Annotated in this window: 14 protein-coding genes; 7 read left to right on the top strand and 7 right to left on the bottom strand. The window is 58.3% G+C overall.

Features of this window, described 5'->3' with window-relative positions; translation table 11 throughout:
- Nucleotides 1–81 precede the first annotated feature (81 nt).
- Both HOV93_RS24260 and HOV93_RS24255 read left to right on the top strand, forming a co-directional pair.
- Nucleotides 82–1,116 (top strand): DUF3500 domain-containing protein, encoded by a 1,035-nt coding sequence (locus HOV93_RS24260; protein WP_315853468.1) that lies wholly within the window; start codon nt 82–84, stop codon nt 1,114–1,116.
- 33 nt (nt 1,117–1,149) lie between these two features.
- Entirely contained in the window at nt 1,150–1,734 is a 585-nt protein-coding gene (locus tag HOV93_RS24255; protein ID WP_207399148.1) for an LOG family protein, read from the top strand.
- A 297-nt stretch (nt 1,735–2,031) separates the two neighbouring features.
- On the opposite strand, the gene HOV93_RS24250 is transcribed toward HOV93_RS24255, so the two are convergent.
- From HOV93_RS24250 to HOV93_RS24240, 3 genes are all read right to left on the bottom strand, one after another.
- Entirely contained in the window at nt 2,032–4,881 is a 2,850-nt protein-coding gene (locus HOV93_RS24250; RefSeq protein WP_207399147.1) for a hsp70 family protein, read from the bottom strand.
- Between the two features lie 192 nt (nt 4,882–5,073).
- Nucleotides 5,074–6,861, bottom strand: a complete 1,788-nt coding sequence (locus HOV93_RS24245) for an Hsp70 family protein (protein ID WP_207399146.1) — start codon at nt 6,859–6,861, stop codon at nt 5,074–5,076.
- Nucleotides 6,862–6,864: 3 nt separating this feature from the next.
- Nucleotides 6,865–7,413, bottom strand: a complete 549-nt coding sequence (locus HOV93_RS24240; protein ID WP_207399145.1) for a DUF2760 domain-containing protein — start codon at nt 7,411–7,413, stop codon at nt 6,865–6,867.
- A 352-nt stretch (nt 7,414–7,765) separates the two neighbouring features.
- On the opposite strand from HOV93_RS24240, the gene HOV93_RS24235 reads away from it, so the two are divergent.
- From HOV93_RS24235 to HOV93_RS24220, 4 genes are all read left to right on the top strand, one after another.
- Complete coding sequence (locus tag HOV93_RS24235) at nt 7,766–9,244, top strand: MFS transporter (protein WP_207399144.1); 1,479 nt, start codon at nt 7,766–7,768, stop codon at nt 9,242–9,244.
- Nucleotides 9,174–11,246: an AAA domain-containing protein gene (locus tag HOV93_RS24230; RefSeq protein WP_207399143.1), complete on the top strand. Its 2,073-nt coding sequence runs from the start codon at nt 9,174–9,176 to the stop codon at nt 11,244–11,246. The genes HOV93_RS24235 and HOV93_RS24230 overlap by 71 nt, the downstream gene beginning before the upstream one ends.
- Before the next feature lie 151 nt (nt 11,247–11,397).
- The gene (locus HOV93_RS24225) at nt 11,398–12,672 is read left to right on the top strand and encodes a Gfo/Idh/MocA family protein (protein ID WP_207399142.1); all 1,275 of its coding nucleotides are present in this window, start codon (nt 11,398–11,400) and stop codon (nt 12,670–12,672) included.
- A 185-nt stretch (nt 12,673–12,857) separates the two neighbouring features.
- A complete protein-coding gene (locus tag HOV93_RS24220) occupies nt 12,858–13,529 on the top strand; it encodes an SGNH/GDSL hydrolase family protein (protein WP_235990960.1) in 672 nt (223 codons plus the stop codon).
- A 106-nt stretch (nt 13,530–13,635) separates the two neighbouring features.
- Here the strand turns inward: HOV93_RS24220 and rpsU are convergent, their stop codons facing one another.
- Together rpsU and HOV93_RS24210 are read right to left on the bottom strand one after the other, a co-directional pair.
- Nucleotides 13,636–13,833 carry a 30S ribosomal protein S21 gene (gene rpsU, locus HOV93_RS24215; RefSeq protein ID WP_144972544.1) on the bottom strand — a complete coding sequence of 66 codons (198 nt, stop codon included), beginning with the start codon at nt 13,831–13,833 and terminating at the stop codon, nt 13,636–13,638.
- 251 nt (nt 13,834–14,084) lie between these two features.
- A complete protein-coding gene (locus HOV93_RS24210) occupies nt 14,085–15,488 on the bottom strand; it encodes an FAD-binding domain-containing protein (RefSeq protein ID WP_207399180.1) in 1,404 nt (467 codons plus the stop codon).
- A gap of 293 nt (nt 15,489–15,781) precedes the next feature.
- Between HOV93_RS24210 and HOV93_RS24205 the strand changes: the two genes are divergently transcribed.
- Nucleotides 15,782–16,945: a hypothetical protein gene (locus HOV93_RS24205; protein ID WP_207399141.1), complete on the top strand. Its 1,164-nt coding sequence runs from the start codon at nt 15,782–15,784 to the stop codon at nt 16,943–16,945.
- 98 nt (nt 16,946–17,043) lie between these two features.
- Here HOV93_RS24205 and HOV93_RS24200 read toward each other — a convergent pair whose 3' ends face one another.
- The gene (locus HOV93_RS24200) at nt 17,044–18,402 is read right to left on the bottom strand and encodes a TIGR01777 family oxidoreductase (protein ID WP_207399140.1); all 1,359 of its coding nucleotides are present in this window, start codon (nt 18,400–18,402) and stop codon (nt 17,044–17,046) included.
- Nucleotides 18,403–18,705: 303 nt separating this feature from the next.
- Nucleotides 18,706–19,109, bottom strand: a 404-nt coding sequence (locus tag HOV93_RS24195; RefSeq protein ID WP_207399139.1) for a hypothetical protein, incomplete at its 5' end; no start/stop codon positions are given.

The following is a 19,109-nucleotide window of genomic DNA, read 5'->3' as shown; positions in this document are numbered from 1 at the left end:
ATATTACCGCGAAGCAATAGTTTCGCTTGATGACCTGTCCGCTATCCTACCCCCTTCCCCTCCCCTTCTAAAGGACTTGCCGTGCGAAAAAGTCTGCTTGCCGTAACTTCTGTAGTGCTCGCATTGGCCACTGTGACCTCCGCTTACACATTTTATCGCCTGGCCGGAACCAGCGACAAAATGACGTCGGCGGCCGGATCCCTGGTCGATACGCTCGATGCCGAACAGAAGAAAGCGATGCTCTATCCGTACGATAGCGAGAAGCGTCTCGACTGGCACTTCATTCCTAAAGACCAACGCAAAGGTCTCGAGATGAAGCACATGACCGAAGATCAACGCCAGAAGACCCACGCGCTGCTGCAAACGGCCCTGAGCGAAGCTGGCTATAAAAAAACAACCCAGATCATTTCGCTCGAAGCCCTGCTCAAACACATTCAAAAGAAGGGCCCCATCCGCGATACCGAGCGTTACTACGTGACCATCTTCGGCGAGCCCACGCCTGAAAGCCGCTGGGGCCTCAGCTTCGAGGGGCATCACCTGTCGCTCAACTTCGTTGTCGAGGGAGACCAGGTTCTATCGTCGACGCCGCAGTTCTTCGCCACCAACCCGGCCGAAGTCAAAGAGCAAGTGCTCGATGGTTATCCCAAGGGCATGGCCGTGCTGAAGGCCGAAGAAGAAATTGCCTTCGACCTGGCGAACTCGCTCACCAAACAGCAGCTCGAAAAAGCGGTGATCGCTGAGAAGTGCCCCGCCGAGATCCGCAACGCCGCCGATCCACAACCGCCACAAACGGCGCCCGAAGGAATTGCCTGGACCGATCTGAAAAAAGACCAGCAAGCCACATTGAAGAAACTGATTGACGTTTACGTTTCGGCCATGCCGCAAGACGTTGCCGCCAAACGCAACGCCAGCATCGAAGAAGCAGGTTGGGACGGCATCCACTTTGCCTGGGCTGGTGGTTTCAAAGGGGGCATTCCGCATTACTATCGCATTCAAGGAGAATCGTTTCTCATTGAATTCGTCAATGCTCAACCAGATGTCTCGGGCAACCCGGCCAATCACATTCACTGCGTATGGCGTGACATGCGAGGCGACTTCGCTTTGTCGGCGAAGTAACGCTCCTATAGTCATTCCATCCTAACGGAATTGATGATGGAAAGTTTGTGTGTCTTTTGCGGGTCGGCATCTGGAAGCCGGCCTGCCTATGTTCAAGTCGCTCAGCAGCTAGGCCGCTTGATGGCCGAGCGTAAGATTCAGCTGATCTACGGCGGCGGAAAAGTCGGCATGATGGGCGCGCTGGCCGACGCCGTTCTCGCGGCCGGTGGCGAGGTGATCGGCGTGATCCCGGGCGCCTTGGTCGAACGCGAATTGGCCCACCACGGCGTGACCGACTTGATCATCGTCGACTCGATGCATCAGCGCAAAGCGAAAATGTCGGACCTGTCCGACGGCTTTCTGGCCCTGCCCGGCGGGTACGGCACGCTCGAAGAACTGTTCGAGGTCATCACCTGGGCCCAGCTAGGCTTCCACGCCAAACCATGCGGCCTGCTAAACGTAGAAGGCTTCTTCGATCCCCTGCTGGCCATGCTCGACCAAGCCGCCGACCAGCAGTTCATGTCCCCCGAAAACCGCAGTCTGTTGCTCACGGCAAGCGAACCGTCCGAGGTCCTACAGCAACTAATCGACGCCCACCCGCACGAAAACCCGCGGTGGATCGATCGCTCAGAGACGTGAGCTTGCCTGTTCAAGGTAATGACATCTCGGAAAAGGCGGATGCTGCGTTTCGCACTGCGATGATCACAGTCATTGAAACCTAACGATCCTAGAAATCCCATACGATCAAATCGAGCAATCCATCGACGTCGAAGCCCTTCGCAAGCAGGTCGAACAGGAACGCCCTGACAAAGATTAATTCCGTAGGGTGCGAGCAGCGATAGCGCATCGCACCACGAATTGCCAAAACGCACTGCGACACGATGGACCTTAATTGGTGCGATGCGCTGGCGCTGCACGCACCCTACCGGGCAATGGCTAACGCACCAACGTTAACCCCGTTGGCAAACTCTCGCCGAAGATTTGCGATTGCTCTTCTTCATCCAGCTGACCTCCTTCACGCACCATGCGTACCCAGTGCTGGGAAGCTTGCTGGCTTTCTAACCAGGCGGCGGCCTCGTTTCGGGCAGCTTCTGGCAGGTCGCGATAGCGGTCCTTGGTATGGCGGGCCAGCTGCATGACGGCCAGCAGGTCGGCCCGGTTGGTTGTTTTTTGCGTGGTGATCGCCTGCATCCATTTCGCGGCGATCTCTTTGGGGACCAGCGTATTGAGCGGCCCGTATACCGGCACGCGCGTTCCCATACGGCCAATCGTCCAGGCCATCGCTCCGCGGGCCGGTTCCAGTTTCTTCTTGCCTAGCAGGTCGACCAGCTTGCGGCCGATCTCGGTTTTCTCTTGGGCTCCGAGCAACTCCAGGCTTCCCAGCAGACGCCAAGCTTCGATTGCTTGCTGCGGGGTGAAGGTCGCGGCGGCTGTGCTGCCTCCGCCGCCACTGGTCATTCGCTTGTGCATTGCGCGCGTGGCCAACAGAAGTGGTTCGGCGATGGCCAACTGTTGCCCGCGATTGAGGCCCCCGGCAATCCGTCGCCACAAGATCAACGACTGATTACGGCAGTTGTCGTCGTTGTGCAGCACCCTCCCTTGCAGCAGTTTCCACGTCTCGGAAACCCGCCAATCGTCGAGCGCCAGCCCATAGCCAGGCCGTAAACAGAAGCCGGTCAGGTTCAGCCAACGCGACTCGTGCGTGGGGCTCTTGCTGCGGCCTGACTCCAGGTCCATCAGGTGTTCCCACATGCGGCGCAACAGCGATGTGGGCCATTGGTCGCGACGCATTTCCAGGGCCGCTTCCAAGTCTTTGATCAACGGTTGCGGCTTGCGCGATGCCTGTTTGCCGAACGTTTCGTTGAGAAGCTGCGCCGCGTCGTTCCATAACGATTCATCGAGCATCCCCTCGGCTTCCTTCGCCGATTGGTGCGCGGCGACGTCGGTTTGCGTGGCGCTACGAATGTCGAACTGCAGCCGCCAGGTGCGGTCGCTGTCGACCTCGGCGCACCATAGTTCAATCGTACCGATCTCGGTAAGCTTGGCGTGCAGGTGCACCGGAATCGTCTCTGCCGCCGCCCGGCGTCGTGCCCTGAGGACCGTACGAATTGGCGGCAAGGCTTTGATTTGCTGGGGATCGATCGGCACCAGTTGACCGGGTTGGTCGATCAAACGCGTGCTGGAAATAAACAGTGGAAACTCGACCGGCTCAGACACGCGCAGCTGAAAGGTCAAGTTGAGATCGATCTCTTGGCCTGGCTCGGTCGTTGCTGGCAGCAGGCACATCGCTTCGAGCGTTTCGCCACTGCCGATCCCAATGTAATAAGTGCGGGCCAGGTTCGCGGTGATCTTCACGCCGGTGCCCCGGCGGACTTGCCCGTAGTAGGTCGCCCCGCGCGAGACAGCCAGGTCGAGGTGCTGGTTCTCTAACAGCACCGGCTGCCAGTTGGCGTCGTCCTGCGTGAACCAGCGGGTCAGCACGTCGAGCAGACGCTGCTTCAAAACTGGCGACTCGAAGAAGCCACCGTTCAGTAAAACCAGGTCAGGCCGAACGGCTCCGCTTGCATGTCGGCTGGCTTCTTCGATCACTTCCTGATGCGTTCGCAGAAAGTGGGCCAGCCAACGGGTTATCGCTGCGTCGGGGGCATACGGCAAGCCAAATTCCTGAAAGCCGGATGTCCGCGTATCTGGGGCATCGGCCAGTTGGCATTCCGGCAGAAAGCCTTCGGCCAGCACCTGGTGCACTTCTTCGCGCGTTACCTCGCACTGCAGAGCACCCCCAATCAACTTCGATCCCAGCGCCGGCAGGCTGACCGTCTGCGACTTCGGCGGATCTGGGCCCAGGAACGTCTCTTTGATTTGACGGCAGCGACGCACCAAGATCGACCACCGATCGGCAGGCAGTTTGTCGTTGGGCGAAAGCTTTTGTTCCAAATGATGGGCCAAGGCCAGGTCGAGGTTGTCGCCACCCAAGATCAGGTGTTCGCCCACGGCCACGCGATGAAACTGCACCAGGTTCTCTTCGCCGGCCCGAGCCCGGATGAGCGTGAAGTCGCTGGTCCCGCCGCCGATGTCGCACACCAGGATCGTTTGCCCCGGCGAAACATGCTGCTGCCAGCTGTCGGCGTGCTTGGCCAGCCAGTCGTAGAACGCGGCTTGAGGTTCTTCGATGAGAACCACGCGATTGAGCCCTGCCTGTTTGGCCGCTTCGACGGTCAGCTCTCGCGCGATTTCATCGAACGACGCCGGCAAGGTCAGCACGATATCTTGCTTCTCCAGCGGCTCTGACTTAAAGCGATCGTTCCACGCGCATCGCACGTGCTGCAGGTAGCGGCTACTGACTTCGACGGGCGAAAGCTTCTCGACATCGGCGCTGCCATGCCACGGCAACAGGGCCGCCGTGCGGTCGACGCCAGAGTGCGAAAGCCAGCTCTTGGCTGAGTTAATCATCCGGCCTGGGACGCTCGTTCCATGGTCGCGGGCAAACGTACCGACCAGGGTGGTCTCTTCCGATTTGCTCCACGGCAACCGCAGGGCATCTGGGGTGAACTCTCCTTGAGCCGCCTGATAGTGAAACGACGGCAGCGTGGTGCGGGGTTCGATCTGCCCAGGGGCAATCACTTGCGGGACCGCGAAGGTCTCGATGGTTGCGCCGTCGGTCTGCGTATCGAGAAAGGTCACGGCCGAGTTGGTCGTGCCCAGGTCGATGCCGACGAGATAGCGGCTGGGGAGTTCCTCTTCTTCGCCGGGACGCGGCTGGGCGGAGGTTGCTTGGACGATGGACATGGTGGGAATGGTTACTCGATTAGCCGCTCAAACGAACAATGGACTAGCCCGAAAGCACACCGTGAAGCACGAATGACACGGAAGAGAAACCAGGCACCCCATTTCTCTTCCTGTCCGTGGTGTGTTCCTGCTTTCTCTCGGTGCTCTCTGCGCCCTCTGTGGCGAATCCTACTCTTATAAAAAAGGACAGGCTCAATCCTCTTCGCGGACGTTGAACTCCAGTTTCCAGCGGCCGGAAGTCTTGCTGCTGACGCACCACAACTCGAGCATGCCGAGCTCGGTCACTTTGCTGTGAAAGGTCACCGGCACATATGGCTCGTTGATCTTGTCGTCGCGCGGCAGCGAAGCTTCCAGGCTGTCGGTCTCGGAAATCTCGGCTTCGTCCCACCGCTGAATCATCTGCCCTGGCTGGTCGTCTTTGCGGATCGGCGACGAGAAAAAGCGGAACTTGGTCGTCTCGCCCACCACCAGGCCAACCTCGGCGCTGGGCACATCGGTTTCGGTTCCTTCTTCCATGCCGATCGGCACGACGTTCAACAGGTTCAACGGACGCGGGGCCCCAGGGATCGCCAGGCCAGATGTTTGAATGCCGACGTAATAGGCCTGAGCCGTTCCGCCGCGGATACGAATGCCCCCCTTCTCTTTCGCCCAGCCATAGAAGGCCGCACCGCGAGCGACGGCGTAGTCGAGATCGTGATCGCCTGCCAACCGCTGCGGAGGCTGTTCCGGCTGCCACGATTCGATCGTTTCCATCAGCCGCGTCTGGAAGGGTTCGCTCTTGAAAACGCCCCCGTTGAACAGCACATGCGTCGGGTGAATCGCGCTGCCTGCTTTCTCGGCGTGCATCGCCAAGAACTCGGCCAGATGGCGTGTGACGGCTGGGTCCGATTCAAACGGCAAGCCCAGTTCCTGAAAGCCTGAGGCGAAGCCCCGTTCCGCTTTGTCGGTGGCAGCACATGCCGGGAAGAAACCTTCCAACAGCATCGCTTTGATCGGCTCGCGCTCGACATCGACAGAAACGGTCTTCGCGATCAGCTTGCTGCCGCGCCCTAAGATACTGACAGGGTGCTTGTCGGGCCCACCCTCTTGCAGCAGTTGTTCTTTGGCGGCTCGGCAGCTGTGCCACAGCGAGACCGATTGCCACGGATCGAGCGTGACGTTCTTTTCCTTGAACAGTTCGGCCACATGAAAGGCCAACGCCAGGTCCATGTTGTCGCCGCCTACCAGCAGATGATTGCCAACGGCCATCCGCTTGAGGACCAGTTCGCCTGCTTCTTCTTCGACGGTGATCAACGTCAGGTCGGTCGTTCCGCCACCGACGTCGCAGACCAGCAGCTTATCACCCACGCTAAGCGCCTTCCGCCACGACTCACCCATGTGACCCAGCCAGGCGTATACGGCGGCCTGGGGTTCTTCCAGCAAGGTGAAATCGGCCGGGAAGCCAGCCGCGATGGCCGCTTCGTGGGTTAGCTCTCGGGCACTCGCGTCGAACGAAGCCGGCACCGTCAGCACGACCGCTTGATCGGCGAACGCATGCTCGGGCTGGGCTTCATTCCAGGCCGCTACTAAGTGCTGAAGGTACCGCCGCGAGGCTTCCACCGGCGAGATCTTGCCGACCTCTTTCGGGGCGTTCCACGGGAGGATTTCGCCTTGCCGGTCGACCTTATGATGCGACAGCCAGCTCTTCGCGCCGCCGACGGTGCGGTCTGGCGTATCGGCCGACTGACGCCGGGCCCACTCGCCGGTAGCGAACGCTTGATCGTCGTCCCACGGCAGACCGAGCTTGCCTCCTTGCTGATCGGCCTCGGTGGCGAGGTACAAGAACGAGGGAAGCGACGTGCGGTTCTCGAGTGTACTGGCCGCGACCAACTGCGGAATCTCTAACAGCTCGACCACCGGTTGTTCGGCTTCCAGATCGCTGTAGGCGATGACGCTGTTGGTGGTTCCCAGGTCGACGCCGATGACAAATTTAGCCGCCATAGGTTAAACCTCCACTTCCGCCGGGTTGAGCACTTGGGCCTGGGCGAGCGTGCCGTTGAACGTCGGAACGTCGCACTTGGTGGCCCGCCAACCGCGATGCACGAGCGTACCCCCGGCAGGCTTTTCGTTCTGTACGTTACCCACCAGACGAATCTCGCTGGCATCGAAGGACGGGGTTAGGTCGATGCGGTTTCCTTCGTTTTCGTCACATACCGGGCCAATGGCGAACAGGCGGTTGAGGGTGGCCTTGGTGTCGCGCTGCACATCTCGCACGGCGGCACCAATCTGGGCGTCGTCGTATTCGCTCAGGTCTTCCTGAAACAGGTCTAAGAAGCGGGCCTCGCGCTGCAGCGTAGCCAACAGCACCAACGCATCGATACCTTCTGGCCGCTGCGGCTTGGCTGGTTTCGGCTTGGGCTTAGGCGGCGGGGTCTCTGCTGGCTTGGCCTCTTTTTCAGGGGCCGGCAGCGAGAGGGTTTCGGCGCGCTCGGCGACTTCGGAATTAAAGAGAATTTGAAAAAAGAGCTTGAAAGCTAAACCAATTCGGCTCATTCACTTCACGCTATGGTTGATTGTTGTATGGGTTCGACAGGGGGCGTGCTCATGCGGACGTTATCATCGCACCCGAGGCGGTTTCTTACGCAAACAAAACGACACCCTGTTGGGTGTCTAAGACGTTCCAACGTATCGGCAATGTGAATAGCTTGCAATTGGCCTGCAACTGTTGGCGAAAATGCCCCACGTATTGCAGCTTACGGGCGTGCAAATGAGTGCTAGAAAATACGGCGAACCGAACCCCCATTAGCCGTTTCCTCCTACCAGACCCATTGTTAGTATATGAGTCCGCGCAGGTATTTATTGGCCTGCAAATCTTCGTTGGAACAGATTCAGGCAACCTTTACTTATGGCCACCGACGCCGCCTCGTTTGAGGCAGCCTCTTTGCGACGCGACCCACTCGTCCGAGCGACCCCTTTCTTTTATGGATGGGTGATGCTGGGTGTGGCGATGGTCGCTCAGTACTGCACCAGCCCTGGGCAGACCTACGGAGTGGCCCTGTTCAACAAACATATCGCCACTTCGCTGGCGACCGAAACATTCCGCAACGCGCACCCTGGGCAAGAGGTTGTGCTGACCAAGGAGCTGATCGACGCCGAGATCGTAACGGTCACTACTGCCTATTTATGGGGAACGATTCTGGCCGCGTTTCCGGTTCCTTGGATCGGTGCACTGGCCGACCGGTGGGGACTGCGGAAGACGATCACGATGATCATCGTGCTGTTCGGGCTGGCGTGTATGTTCATGTCTCAGGTAGAAGGACCGTACGCGCTGTTTGTCGCGTTTTTAGCGATCCGTACCCTCGGCCAAGGCTCGCTGACGCTGTTGGCGACCAACACGGCCGACATGTGGTTTCAGCGGAAGTTGGGCTTCGCCAACGGCATTCGAAACATGTCGGCACCGATCGCGTTTGCTACGTTTCCGGTGATTACCATCGCGCTGATCAGCTGGCTCGGTTGGCAGCAAGCCTATTTTGCGTTGGGTATCGGCGTATGGGCGATCATGTTTCCGCTGCTGATCTTTGTCTTTCGGAATCATCCCGAAGAAATCGGCCAACTGCCTGATGGCGATAAGCGAGTCCCTCGCAGCGATAACGAAACTGAAAATCGCGGATCGTTTTTCATGATGCCGCAGTTGTCGTTGGGCGATGCGTTTCAGGAACGTTCGTTCTGGATTGTCCTTTCGTTTATGACGATGTGGGCGATGATTGGCACCGCGCTCATGTTCATGGTGGTGCCGTACCTGGAAAGCCGTGGCCTCACCGAAGAAGACGCGCAGGTCATCTTCTGGACGATGGCCATCAGCATGGCCAGTTGCCAGTTCTTCGGCGGTATTCTGGCCGACTACTTCAAGCTGAATTACTTGATGGTTGCCGGCTCGGTGCTGCTAAGCATTGGCGTCATGACGTACCTTTCGATTGACTCGGTGTGGATGGCCGGCGTGTATGGGCTGACCTTTGGTATGGCCCAGGGGGTGTCGGCTGCCGGATCGAATTCGTTGCTGGCCCGCTATTTTGGTCGAGCCCACTTGGGCAAGATCAAAGGGTTTCAGATGATGTCGGTCGTGGGGGGCAGCGCCGCCGGACCGTTTCTGATGAGCCAGGGGAAAGAACTTCTCGGCAGCTATGACGCAGTGCTGTGGTTGTTTGCTACCATGTTGTTCCTTCAGGCGGTTGCGTGCTTTTTCGCGACCCCGCCCGCCGCACGCGAAGAGGTGGCGGACCCCAGCAAGCATTCTCATCCACAAAGCACTACCCATGGCACGGCTTCATTTACGGGGACTTCCTCCGGGGACCAACCGCAACCAGCTCTTCAGGCTGCTGATTGAAGAAGCGGATATCCCCGGTAAGGAAATCGGGGCCATCGACCTGGTCCGCCGTCAGGCCAGCGTCGAAGTCGCCGAAGACCGCGCCAAGCGGGCCGCCAAAACCCTTCGCGAAACGCTGCCGGAAGTCGACGCGTTCTTCGAGCCAGACCAACTCGAGTGGCCTTCGTTGTTTGCCGACTTCCGCCGCTGGATGGCCTTGGAAGCGAAAGAGGAATCGCAACGGCTGGCCGATGGCAAGCAAAAAGCAGGCATCCTCAAAGGATTGAAGCTGCACGAGCAATGGTCGGCTTTGGCCGGGCGGGTCATCTGTCAGTTCCGTCCCAAGACCCAAGGGGCCTCGCTGCCGCCGCACCGCTTTCGCTCGGGCTCGCCGCTGATCGTGCACGATGTCGAGCAAAACCAGGTTCGCGGCTTGGTCGCTTCGGTACGCGATGGTTCGATCGAAGTGGTCACGCAGGACTTTCTCGAGAACGACGACGACCCGTTCAACCTGATCCCCAGCGACGACGAAGTAACGCGTCGGCGGATGGAGTTCGCTTTGAAGCGAGCGGCGAGCGCTCAGAACATTCGCCTGGCCGAGCTGCGCGATGTGTTGCTAGGCGAATCGCCCCCACGCTTTAATGCGACGGCCGAAACAGGCGACGCGCCACGAAGCCTGAACGAGTCGCAGTGGGACGCCGTCGAGAACGCCCTGCGAGCCGAGGACGTCGCCATCATTCATGGTCCGCCAGGCACCGGCAAAACCGTGACGCTGGCGCATCTGATTCGTAAGCTTGTCGACCGAGGCGAAAAAGTCTTGGCGTGTGCCCCCAGCAATTTGGCGGTCGATAACCTCATGCTGCGGGTGATGGCCCAAGGAGTTCGTGCCGTACGGCTGGGCCATCCGGCGCGCGTTTCCGAGCAGCTGCACGACGCCACGCTCGATTACCAGGCTCGCTCGCACCCCGATGCCAAGCTGGCCGATAAGCTGATCCGCGATGCCCAGGCCAAGCTGCGCAGTGCCGGGCGTTACACGCGAGCCAAGCCAGCCCCCGGCGAGCGAACGGCCCTGCGCGACGAAGCACGGCAGTTGTTCGACGATGCCCAACGCATCCAGCGGCAGACGCTCGATCAAATCCTTTCCAATGCCCAGGTGCTGTGCGTCACGTTGACCGGTGTCGACGACGACCTGCTGGCCGGGCGAACGTTCGACACGGTTGTGATCGATGAAGCATGTCAGGCCGTCGAGCCAGCGTGCTGGATTCCATTGGCTCGTAGTGGACGCGTGATTCTGGCGGGCGATCACTGCCAGCTTCCGCCGACGATCCTTTCGCAGGAAGCGGCCTCGGCTGGCTTCTCGGATAGCATGCAGCAGCGGTTGGTGCGAAAGCGGCCTGCGATCGCCCGACTCTTGAAGCGTCAGTATCGGATGCACACGTCGATCATGGATTTCAGCAGCCTCGAGTTTTACGATGGCCAGTTGGAAGCGGACGATTCAGTCGCCACGCACGACCTGCAGCCGCTGCTCAGCGATCAGGCGTACGTCGATCCTAAGCCGTGGCAGTTCTTCGACACCGCCGGGGCCGACTTCGTTGAAGAGGAAGACGAAACGACCTCGAGCCGCGTGAACGACGCCGAAGCGCGATTCGTTGTGAAAAAGGCCACGCAGTTGATCGACGCGGGGATTCTTCCGTCGGCGATCTCGGTGATTTCTCCGTATGCGGCCCAGGTGCGACTTCTGCGGAATCAGTTGCCCCCCGGGGTCGAAGCGGACTCGGTCGATGGCTTTCAAGGCCGAGAAAACGAGGTGGTAATCATCTCGCTGGTGCGCTCGAACACGTCTGGCGAGATCGGCTTTTTGCACGATACGCGCCGCATGAACGTCGCGTTGACCCGGGCACGGCGGAAGCTGATTGTGGTGGGGGACAGCTCGACGATCGGCGGTAACTCGTTTTACGAGCGGTTCTTACAGTATGCCGAGGCGGTTGATGGCTATCACAGCGTGTGGGAAGAAATGGAATAATCCGATAACCTAGGGGTAATGGTGTCTTCTTTGACTTAACGCGGCAACCGATTTCAGCTAAACTAAGAAGTTTACCGCCCCGCCGGAAGCTTCCATCCTTTCTTGCCGTGGTCGAGTAGAGGCTAGTTCGCTTTGAACCAACGAGGTATCCATGACAGCTAATAATCGCGTTTCTCGTCGTTCGTTTCTCATGACATCCACAGCGGCTGCCGGTTTGGCGGCGGCCCCGATGTTCATCCCTTCGACTGCTTTTGGTGCCAACGATCGGGTTCTGACCGGTCACATTGGTGTCGGCGGCATGGGCCGCGGCAACCTGGGCAAGTTCCTCGACAACGCGGTTGCCGTGTGCGATGTCGACTCGAAGCATGCCGAAAACGCCGCCAAGACCGTGCTCGATAAGAAGGACCGCAAGGTCGAGATCTTCGAGGACTACCGCCGGCTGTTGGATCGCAAAGACATCGACGCCGTTGTGGTGAGCACGCCTGACCATTGGCACGCCATCACGACCATCGCCGCATGCGAAGCAGGCAAAGACGTCTACTGCGAAAAGCCCCTGTCGCTGACGATCAACGAAGGCCGCAAGATGGTTGACGCGGCTCGGGCGAACAAGCGTATCGTGCAGACCGGTTCGATGCAGCGTTCGTCTTCTAACTTCCGTAAGGCCTGCGAACTGGTTCGCAACGGCTATATCGGTAAGGTCCACACGGTGCATGTTGGTATCGCCAATGCCAACGACCCCGGCAAGCTGCCGCCTGATGGCGAAGCACCCGATAACTTGAATTACGATTTCTGGCTCGGCCCAGCACCCGTTCGTCCGTACAACTCGAAGCGGGTTCACTACAACTTCCGTTTCTGGTGGGACTATTCCGGCGGTCAGATGACCAACTGGGGTGCCCATCATATCGACATCGCCCACTGGGGCATGGGCAAGGACGACAGCGGCCCGCTGTCGGTTCATGCCGAGCAGGTCAAGTTTCATCCCGATGGTGCCCACGAAGTACCAGAAGCTTGCCGCATCACCTACGACTATGGCGACGGCGTGAAGATGATCGTCGGCCAGGGTCAAAAGGACATCAAGATGGGCACCCGCTTCATCGGCGACAAGGGCGAGATCTACGTCAACCGTGGCGTGTTCAAGCCGTCGTCCGAGGAAATCGGGGCGATCAAGCTGAAGGATTCGGATATCCATTTGATCGACAGCAGCAACCATCACAAGAACTTCTTGAGCTGCATGGAAACCCGCGAACTGCCAATCTGCGATGTCGAAATCGGCCACCGCACGGCAACCGCTTGCCACCTGGGCAATATCTCTTGCCGGTTGGAACGCAAGATCGAATGGGACCCCGTCTCGGAAAAGATCAACGGCGACAACGAAGCTGCCGAGATGACGCACCGCGCCCACCGCGCCCCTTACGTGCTCGGCTAGTCTTGCAGACGACCAATTCGTTAAAGCGGGATCCCCTGGATCCCGCTTTTCTTTTGGATAAATTCGGTCAGGATTCTTTGATTTTTGCGTTACCATTTCTAAGTCCCGTTGGGGTTTGGTTGGGAACAAACTCTCGCGTCATGACCCTCCCGCCTCAGTTCATATCTAATTAGGAATTCACACCCATGATAAAAACGCTTGCGAGTCTCGCTCTTTTGGTTCTGTTTGCTGCCACCAGTTTTGCCGCCGATGGTGAAGTGCCGGCGAGCATTGCCAAGTGGCAGAAGGATATGGACAAGTTCGCCAAAAAGGACCAGCAAAACCCGGTCAAACCTGGCGGCGTTGTTTTTGTGGGAAGCAGCAGCATTCGGATGTGGGATCTGGATAAGTCATTTCCCAAGTTGAATGGCTTGAATCGTGGCTTTGGTGGTTCCCGGTTGGAAGACTCGGTCTACTACGCCGACAAAATCATCCTGCCGTACAAGCCGCGTACGGTTGTTGTCTATGCTGGCGATAACGACGTGGCCGCAAAGTATACGCCTGAGCGGATTCGCGAAGACTTCCAAGAGTTCGTCTCGACGATTCGTGAAGAGCTTCCCAGCACCAAGATCCTGTACATCGCCGTCAAGCCAAGCCTCAGTCGTTGGAAGATGATCAAGGAAGTTCGCGAGACGAACAAGCTGATCGCCCAGGAATGTGCCAAGACCGACAACTGCGAGTTCATCGACATCGACGCCCCCATGCTCGGCGAAGATGGCAAGCCGCGGCCAGAACTGTTTAAGAAAGATGGCCTGCACATGACCGACGAAGGCTACGCCGTCTGGGCGAAAGAGATTCAGCCTCACCTGCAGGACTAAGGCCGTTGAGTCGTTAAGCAATCAAGAAACAACAACGCCCAGTGTAAACACTGGGCGTTCTCTTTTATAGACTCGACTTTAGGCAGTCGATGCGTGCGGCAAGAGCTTACTCTTGAACCAGCAGGCGTTCTTTCATGGCGCGGCGTTCAGCACGCAGGCGGGCTCGACGCTTCAGGTCGCTCGGCTTTTCGTAATACTTGCGGCGGCGCATCTCTTTCTTGAGACCGCTTCGCATAACCAACTTACCAAACCGACGAACTGCTTCTTGAATCGATTCCCTGTCGCGAACGAGTACCTTAACCATTGGTTACCTAAAGATTTCCTTTGTTTCGATAGCCCGACTTGCTGCCGGAAAATGTGGATTATGGGAAGCGCTTTTCAATACCGGTGGCGCTTGACCTCAAAGACAAACAACTAATATACCGCCAGAGCAAGCGATGCATCTAGTCCATTTAGAAGAAATCGCCCCTCTACACCCCGATTCTTGGGCAAATCTTGGTCAATTTAGGAAGAATGCGGCGAGTTGGCGCCGATTGTTCCACCTCGTTCACCTCTTTAGTCGAACAGCTTTCCCTCGTTGTACTGTTTTATATAGCTCTTCAGTTTGAGCTTTCGCATCGCGCTGTCGCTGGTCATATAGCGGATTTTGCCGAAGATCTCGCGTTCGGGCCCCCAGGCTCGGTCGTATCGTCCCAGGCACCAGAAGATTCCGCTATAGCTGTTGGGGTTCCGGCCATCTAATGCGTACTTATTGTTCAGATGAATTAAGATCTTCGCGGCGTATTCTGGCGTATTGGTCCAGTGCAAGACCTTTTTTCCCCACAGCATCCGCAGGTAATTGTGAATCCGCCCGTCTTGCACCAGTTGCCGCTGGGCGGCGTTCCAGAGCGGGTCGTGCGTCTGGGCTTTCTCGAACTGTTCGAGCGTGTAAACATGCTCGCGCGGGTCGTCTTTGTGCTCGTTAAGCGTTTTCTGGGCCCAGTCCGGCAGCGAGCTGAACTGGTCGTAGTCGTCTCGCAGGTGGCACATGTTGTAGCCCAGTTCGCGCCAGGTGATAATCTCGTCGAGAAACGCCTCGGCCCCGGGGCTCATGTTCCACCACCCTTCCCGGCTGCCGGTCACCTTGGTGCTCAGCTGGTTCGGCTCCCACTTTTCCTGCTTCGCCAGATGGTGGAAGACCTCGTGAGCCGAGAGATGCCCAAAGTGCAGATACGGCGACAGCTGACTGGCGCACTCGCTTTCGACGTTGTTCCGGTCGTCGGCATACCGTGGCAGGCCCTCTTTAAGGAACCACTGCATTTGCTTTCGTGCGGCGAGCGTTCCGCCAGGCGTATCGACCGGGCCTACTTCGTGATCGATCGGCAATCCGGCGATGAAGTCGGCCGGGCGTTCGAGCGTCTGTTTATCGATCGATGGCCACTGCTGAATTATGTCGGCGATCAGCTTATGGTTGGTGGCCGGAAACGACTTCTTCGCCATTGGATTCGCATTAGGGAAGACTTCCAAATGAGGCGGTAACTCCTTCTGCAAAAATCGCCGGAAGCTGTGAGCCACAGGGAAGTCGCGATCTGCGGCTTGCATCGGCAATAGGCCGTTGCTGTCGATCGCTTCGAGCTTGACCTTCAGCCTCTTGCCGACCGCCTGAACCATGCGGGGCAAGAAGAAGCAGGGAAAGTCGTCGGTCACCACCGCACACGCATCATCGGCAAGCGCCTTCAGCAGCCCCTTGGCGGCGTCGGGCTGTGGCTCGACATAGGGATAATAAACGACGGGGCTGTCGGACAAGGCCGTTTGGTTGTCGAGCATGCCCTGCAAGACGAACGTGTGCAAACGGTCGCTGGCCCATGGGTAACCCACCCTCAGGGGTTCAAAAACAACGAGCGGTTTCTTCAGCTGGTCGGCCCACCAGGCGGCCCGTTGCAGTGAGAAGTTCCACTCGGTCCGGCGGTTAGCGATCATCCAGTACAGGACATACTTCCCCGTCTCGTTGACCGGGGCGTCGTTGATTTCGTGAATTCGCAGGTGCCAAAGTTCGGCCGACAAGGGTAATGCCATTTCATGGTTTAAGGGGGATGACAAGTCTGCAGGACGCTTTCCGCCAAGCGACACACGGTGAAGTAAATGCGAACCGAAAAAGGATTCGCCAATTAACGATGGCTTCACAAAAAAGTGCTGGAATCCTATTCAGGCAGTTGGTACCTTGCCGTCAGCTGGATTCTACCTGATCTTATTGCAGCTCGGCGGGGGACGTCATGCAACTTTTCTTTCAAATTGTGGGCGGTGTGTTTGTCGCCTTGGTTTTGTTTTTGGTCGTCGCGTATCTTCTCATTCGCTGGAAAATGCGGAGCTGGTTGAAGTCGCTCGGCGATCTTATTGCTCAAGGCCTGGGGGGCGGCGTTCCTCCTTTCCGCATTAAGCTGACCAAGCGAAGTGACCTGGACGATCCCGACGATCAGTGGGTCATGGACGACCACCGAAAGCAATTCGATGCCACGGTCGAGCAGTTTGAAAGTCTCGGTTTTACCAAGCTCGAAGACTACGTGGCCGAAGAAATCGTCACCCCCATGCGTGTCTTGCTCGATGCCGATCAGTCGACGCTCGGCGTCGTCTATTCGCACCCAGTGATGGGCGTCTGGTGCGACGTCGTCCGCCGTTACCACGATGGCACCGGCTGGACCTTTGGCAGCACCAAGTATCACGGCATGGATATCCCTCCGTTCGCGACGCACAAGTTCTTCCCCGAAGATTCGGTCGAGGAGATCGTCCGCCGCTTCCGCGAAGAAGCCCCGGCCACCGAAATGGAAACGTTCAACCAGGAAAACTTTCCGGCCTACTTCGAGAAGGCCTACGCTCGCGAAATGGATTGGCGGATCGAACGGGGCGGCGCGACCCAAGACGAAATTCGTCGTATCGCCGACATGAACGGCGACGAGTGCACCGACGAAACGGTTCGCCAGATTCAACTTCAATGGCGAGCCGCGATCCACGAATTTCTGAGCGATCGGGCACTGCGGCGCTATCGCAAAGAGGCCGAGCTGAATTCCTTTCAATGGGATCATCTCCAAAGTTACGGTGTGGTCGTTCACCAGCGGATGATGGCCGAACAGTTGCTGCAAGTTTACGACGAAGAGTACTACCCCGACGTGCTCGAAGAGCCTGACGATGACGAGGACGCCGCCGAGCTTCGCGAGCAGCGTCAGCAATGGAATCAACGCATTGCCGAGCTGGAAGACGCATTGTCTCGTGGCACCCCGCAGCAGGTCTTTCGCGATATGATCGAGCTGAAAAATGGTTCCGGTGCGCCATCGACCCAATGGGAATTTCAGACCTCAATCACCGAGCCCGTCGCCGCCGATATCTGGACGCGAACCTACGCCGATGACGGCGACGAAGATTGGGAAGAAGACGAAGATTAACGCCGCCACATACTTTGGGTAGGGCCCGCGTGACGCGGGTCGGAATCCTGGTACCCGCTTCGCGACCCGCGTCACGTGGGCCCTACATTTCAACCCTATTACTGCCGGCCTAGCAGCTTCCGCAGGCAACGTTCCAGGTGGGGGTCGCGGAAGGAATACTCCGTTTCTTCCAACACTTTCGGTTCCATGCGGCAACTGGAAAGCAGCATCTCGTCGGCCATTTGTCCCATGGCCAGCTTGGCGGCGAACTCCGGAACGGCCAGGAAGGTCGGACGCGAAATCACTTGTCCCAAGGTCTTAGTGAAGTCGTGATTGGTGACCGCTTTCGGGGCACATAAATTCACCGGCCCTCGAATCTGATCGTTCATCGTTAGGTGATGCAACGCGCCGACGACATCATCCAGCGAGATCCAGCTCCACCACTGTTTACCGGAACCAATCTGCCCGCCAACACCGAGCTTAAACGGCGTCAACATCTGGGCGAGCGCGCCCCCCTTCGGGCTCAGCACAATGCCGATCCGGGCATGCACCACGCGGATACCGGCATCGCGGGCCGGCTGGGCGGCCTCTTCCCACGCCTGGCAAACATCGGCCAGAAAGCCATCGCCGGGGGGAGAACCTTCGCTCAGGATTTCGTCGCCGCGATCCCCATAAAAGCCCATCGCCGAAGCGCACACCATCACCTTCGGCGGGTTTTTAAGCTTGGCGAGCGACTCACTCAACAGGCGAGTTCCATCGACGCGCGAGTTGATGATGGCTTGCTTCTTCTTGTCGGTCCATCGCGCGGCGACACTTTCGCCAGCCAAATGAATGACCGCGTCGAGCCCTTCCAGCTTTGTCGAGTCGATCTCTTGGTTTTTGATGTCCCATTGAATGGTGTTCTCGCCGGCGGATCGCGAAATCTTGGCGACCTCATGTCCGCCGGTGGTAAGGAAAGGGCCCAGCTGCGAGCCAACCAGGCCACTGGCACCGGAGATAGCAATCTTCATCGTAGGACGTTCCTGATAACGGGCATGGGCGATCAAATCGTGGGTGGTGGTATCGTGCCGGTAACGAAACATTTGCAGCAACATCTTCTCGACCTTCGAGCGACCAAACCGATCGCCGAGACCTCCGCCAGGGATTTGGTAGTCGACCTGGTCTTCCAGCACGCACTGGCCATCTTCGCTAGGAAGAAACCGATGCGTGTGTTCCCAACGGGCAAATGGGCCGGAAACCTGGCGGTCGTGAAAGTGCGAGTTAGGCTCGAGCTCGGTGTGCTCGGCGACCCAGCGCAGCGGAAAGCCGGCCACGTGCATCTTCAGCACCACGCGACTGCCAGGCTCGATCGAATTGCTGCGGTGCTCGATCTGCACGTCTTCCCACGGAGGAATCAAGCGATCAAGCGCCCCCGGCTGCTCGTGCCAATGAAACGCCGTAGCCACCGAAACGGGAATTTTGCTGCGAAATGTAAACATCCATTAACCTCCGAGAAGAGACACTCTCTACCCGTCTGACCGCTAGATTGAAGTACGGTTAACTAGCCCCCTGATTTTACAGGAATTTGGTGGCAAAAGGGAAACTCGCACGCCAGTCCCCTCTCCACCGTCCTCGGTGGAGAGGGGACTGGCATTGAGTCCATGTAGGGTGAGAGCAACGCCAGCGCATCGCACCACGAACAATGTTCATGCATTGTTTGTCGCTAGAGACCGCATTCGGTGCGATACGTTCCGCTTCGCGTCACTGCTCGGCACCCTACGAAGGTGATTTTCGTCGCTTGATCACGGAGGCCCGCGTTCGTTTGCTGGAGAGCTTTGCGGCCTCTTTTCGGGTGCCAGGCTCATGTCTTCGTGGGCATGGCTTTGCGATTCAGATGTTGTCTGCGACGCCCGATTAACCGCCGGGCTCGTCTTCGCATATTCCCGCAAACAAAGACGTGGCACACGCTGCACGCGTGTTTTCTTCGTACGGCTGGGGCGATGACCGCGGACGTGGGTCGTTCGCGGAGCGAGACGTTCCGCTTGGCCGCGTTTCTTGAGCTGCTTCCGCAGTCGCCTTACTTCGCCGCCTTGCAGGCCGAGCAGTTTGAGGTGAAATGAAACCCACGCCAGCGCGCGGTCCATTTCCTGGGCAGAAGGAACCCTGATCCCGTCGATTCTTCGCGGCTTCGGTTTGGAAACCTTGG

The sequence above is a fragment of the Bremerella alba genome (genome assembly GCF_013618625.1).
GTDB classification, from domain to species: domain Bacteria; phylum Planctomycetota; class Planctomycetia; order Pirellulales; family Pirellulaceae; genus Bremerella; species Bremerella alba.
This window is presented reverse-complemented; position numbering and strand designations above follow the sequence as displayed.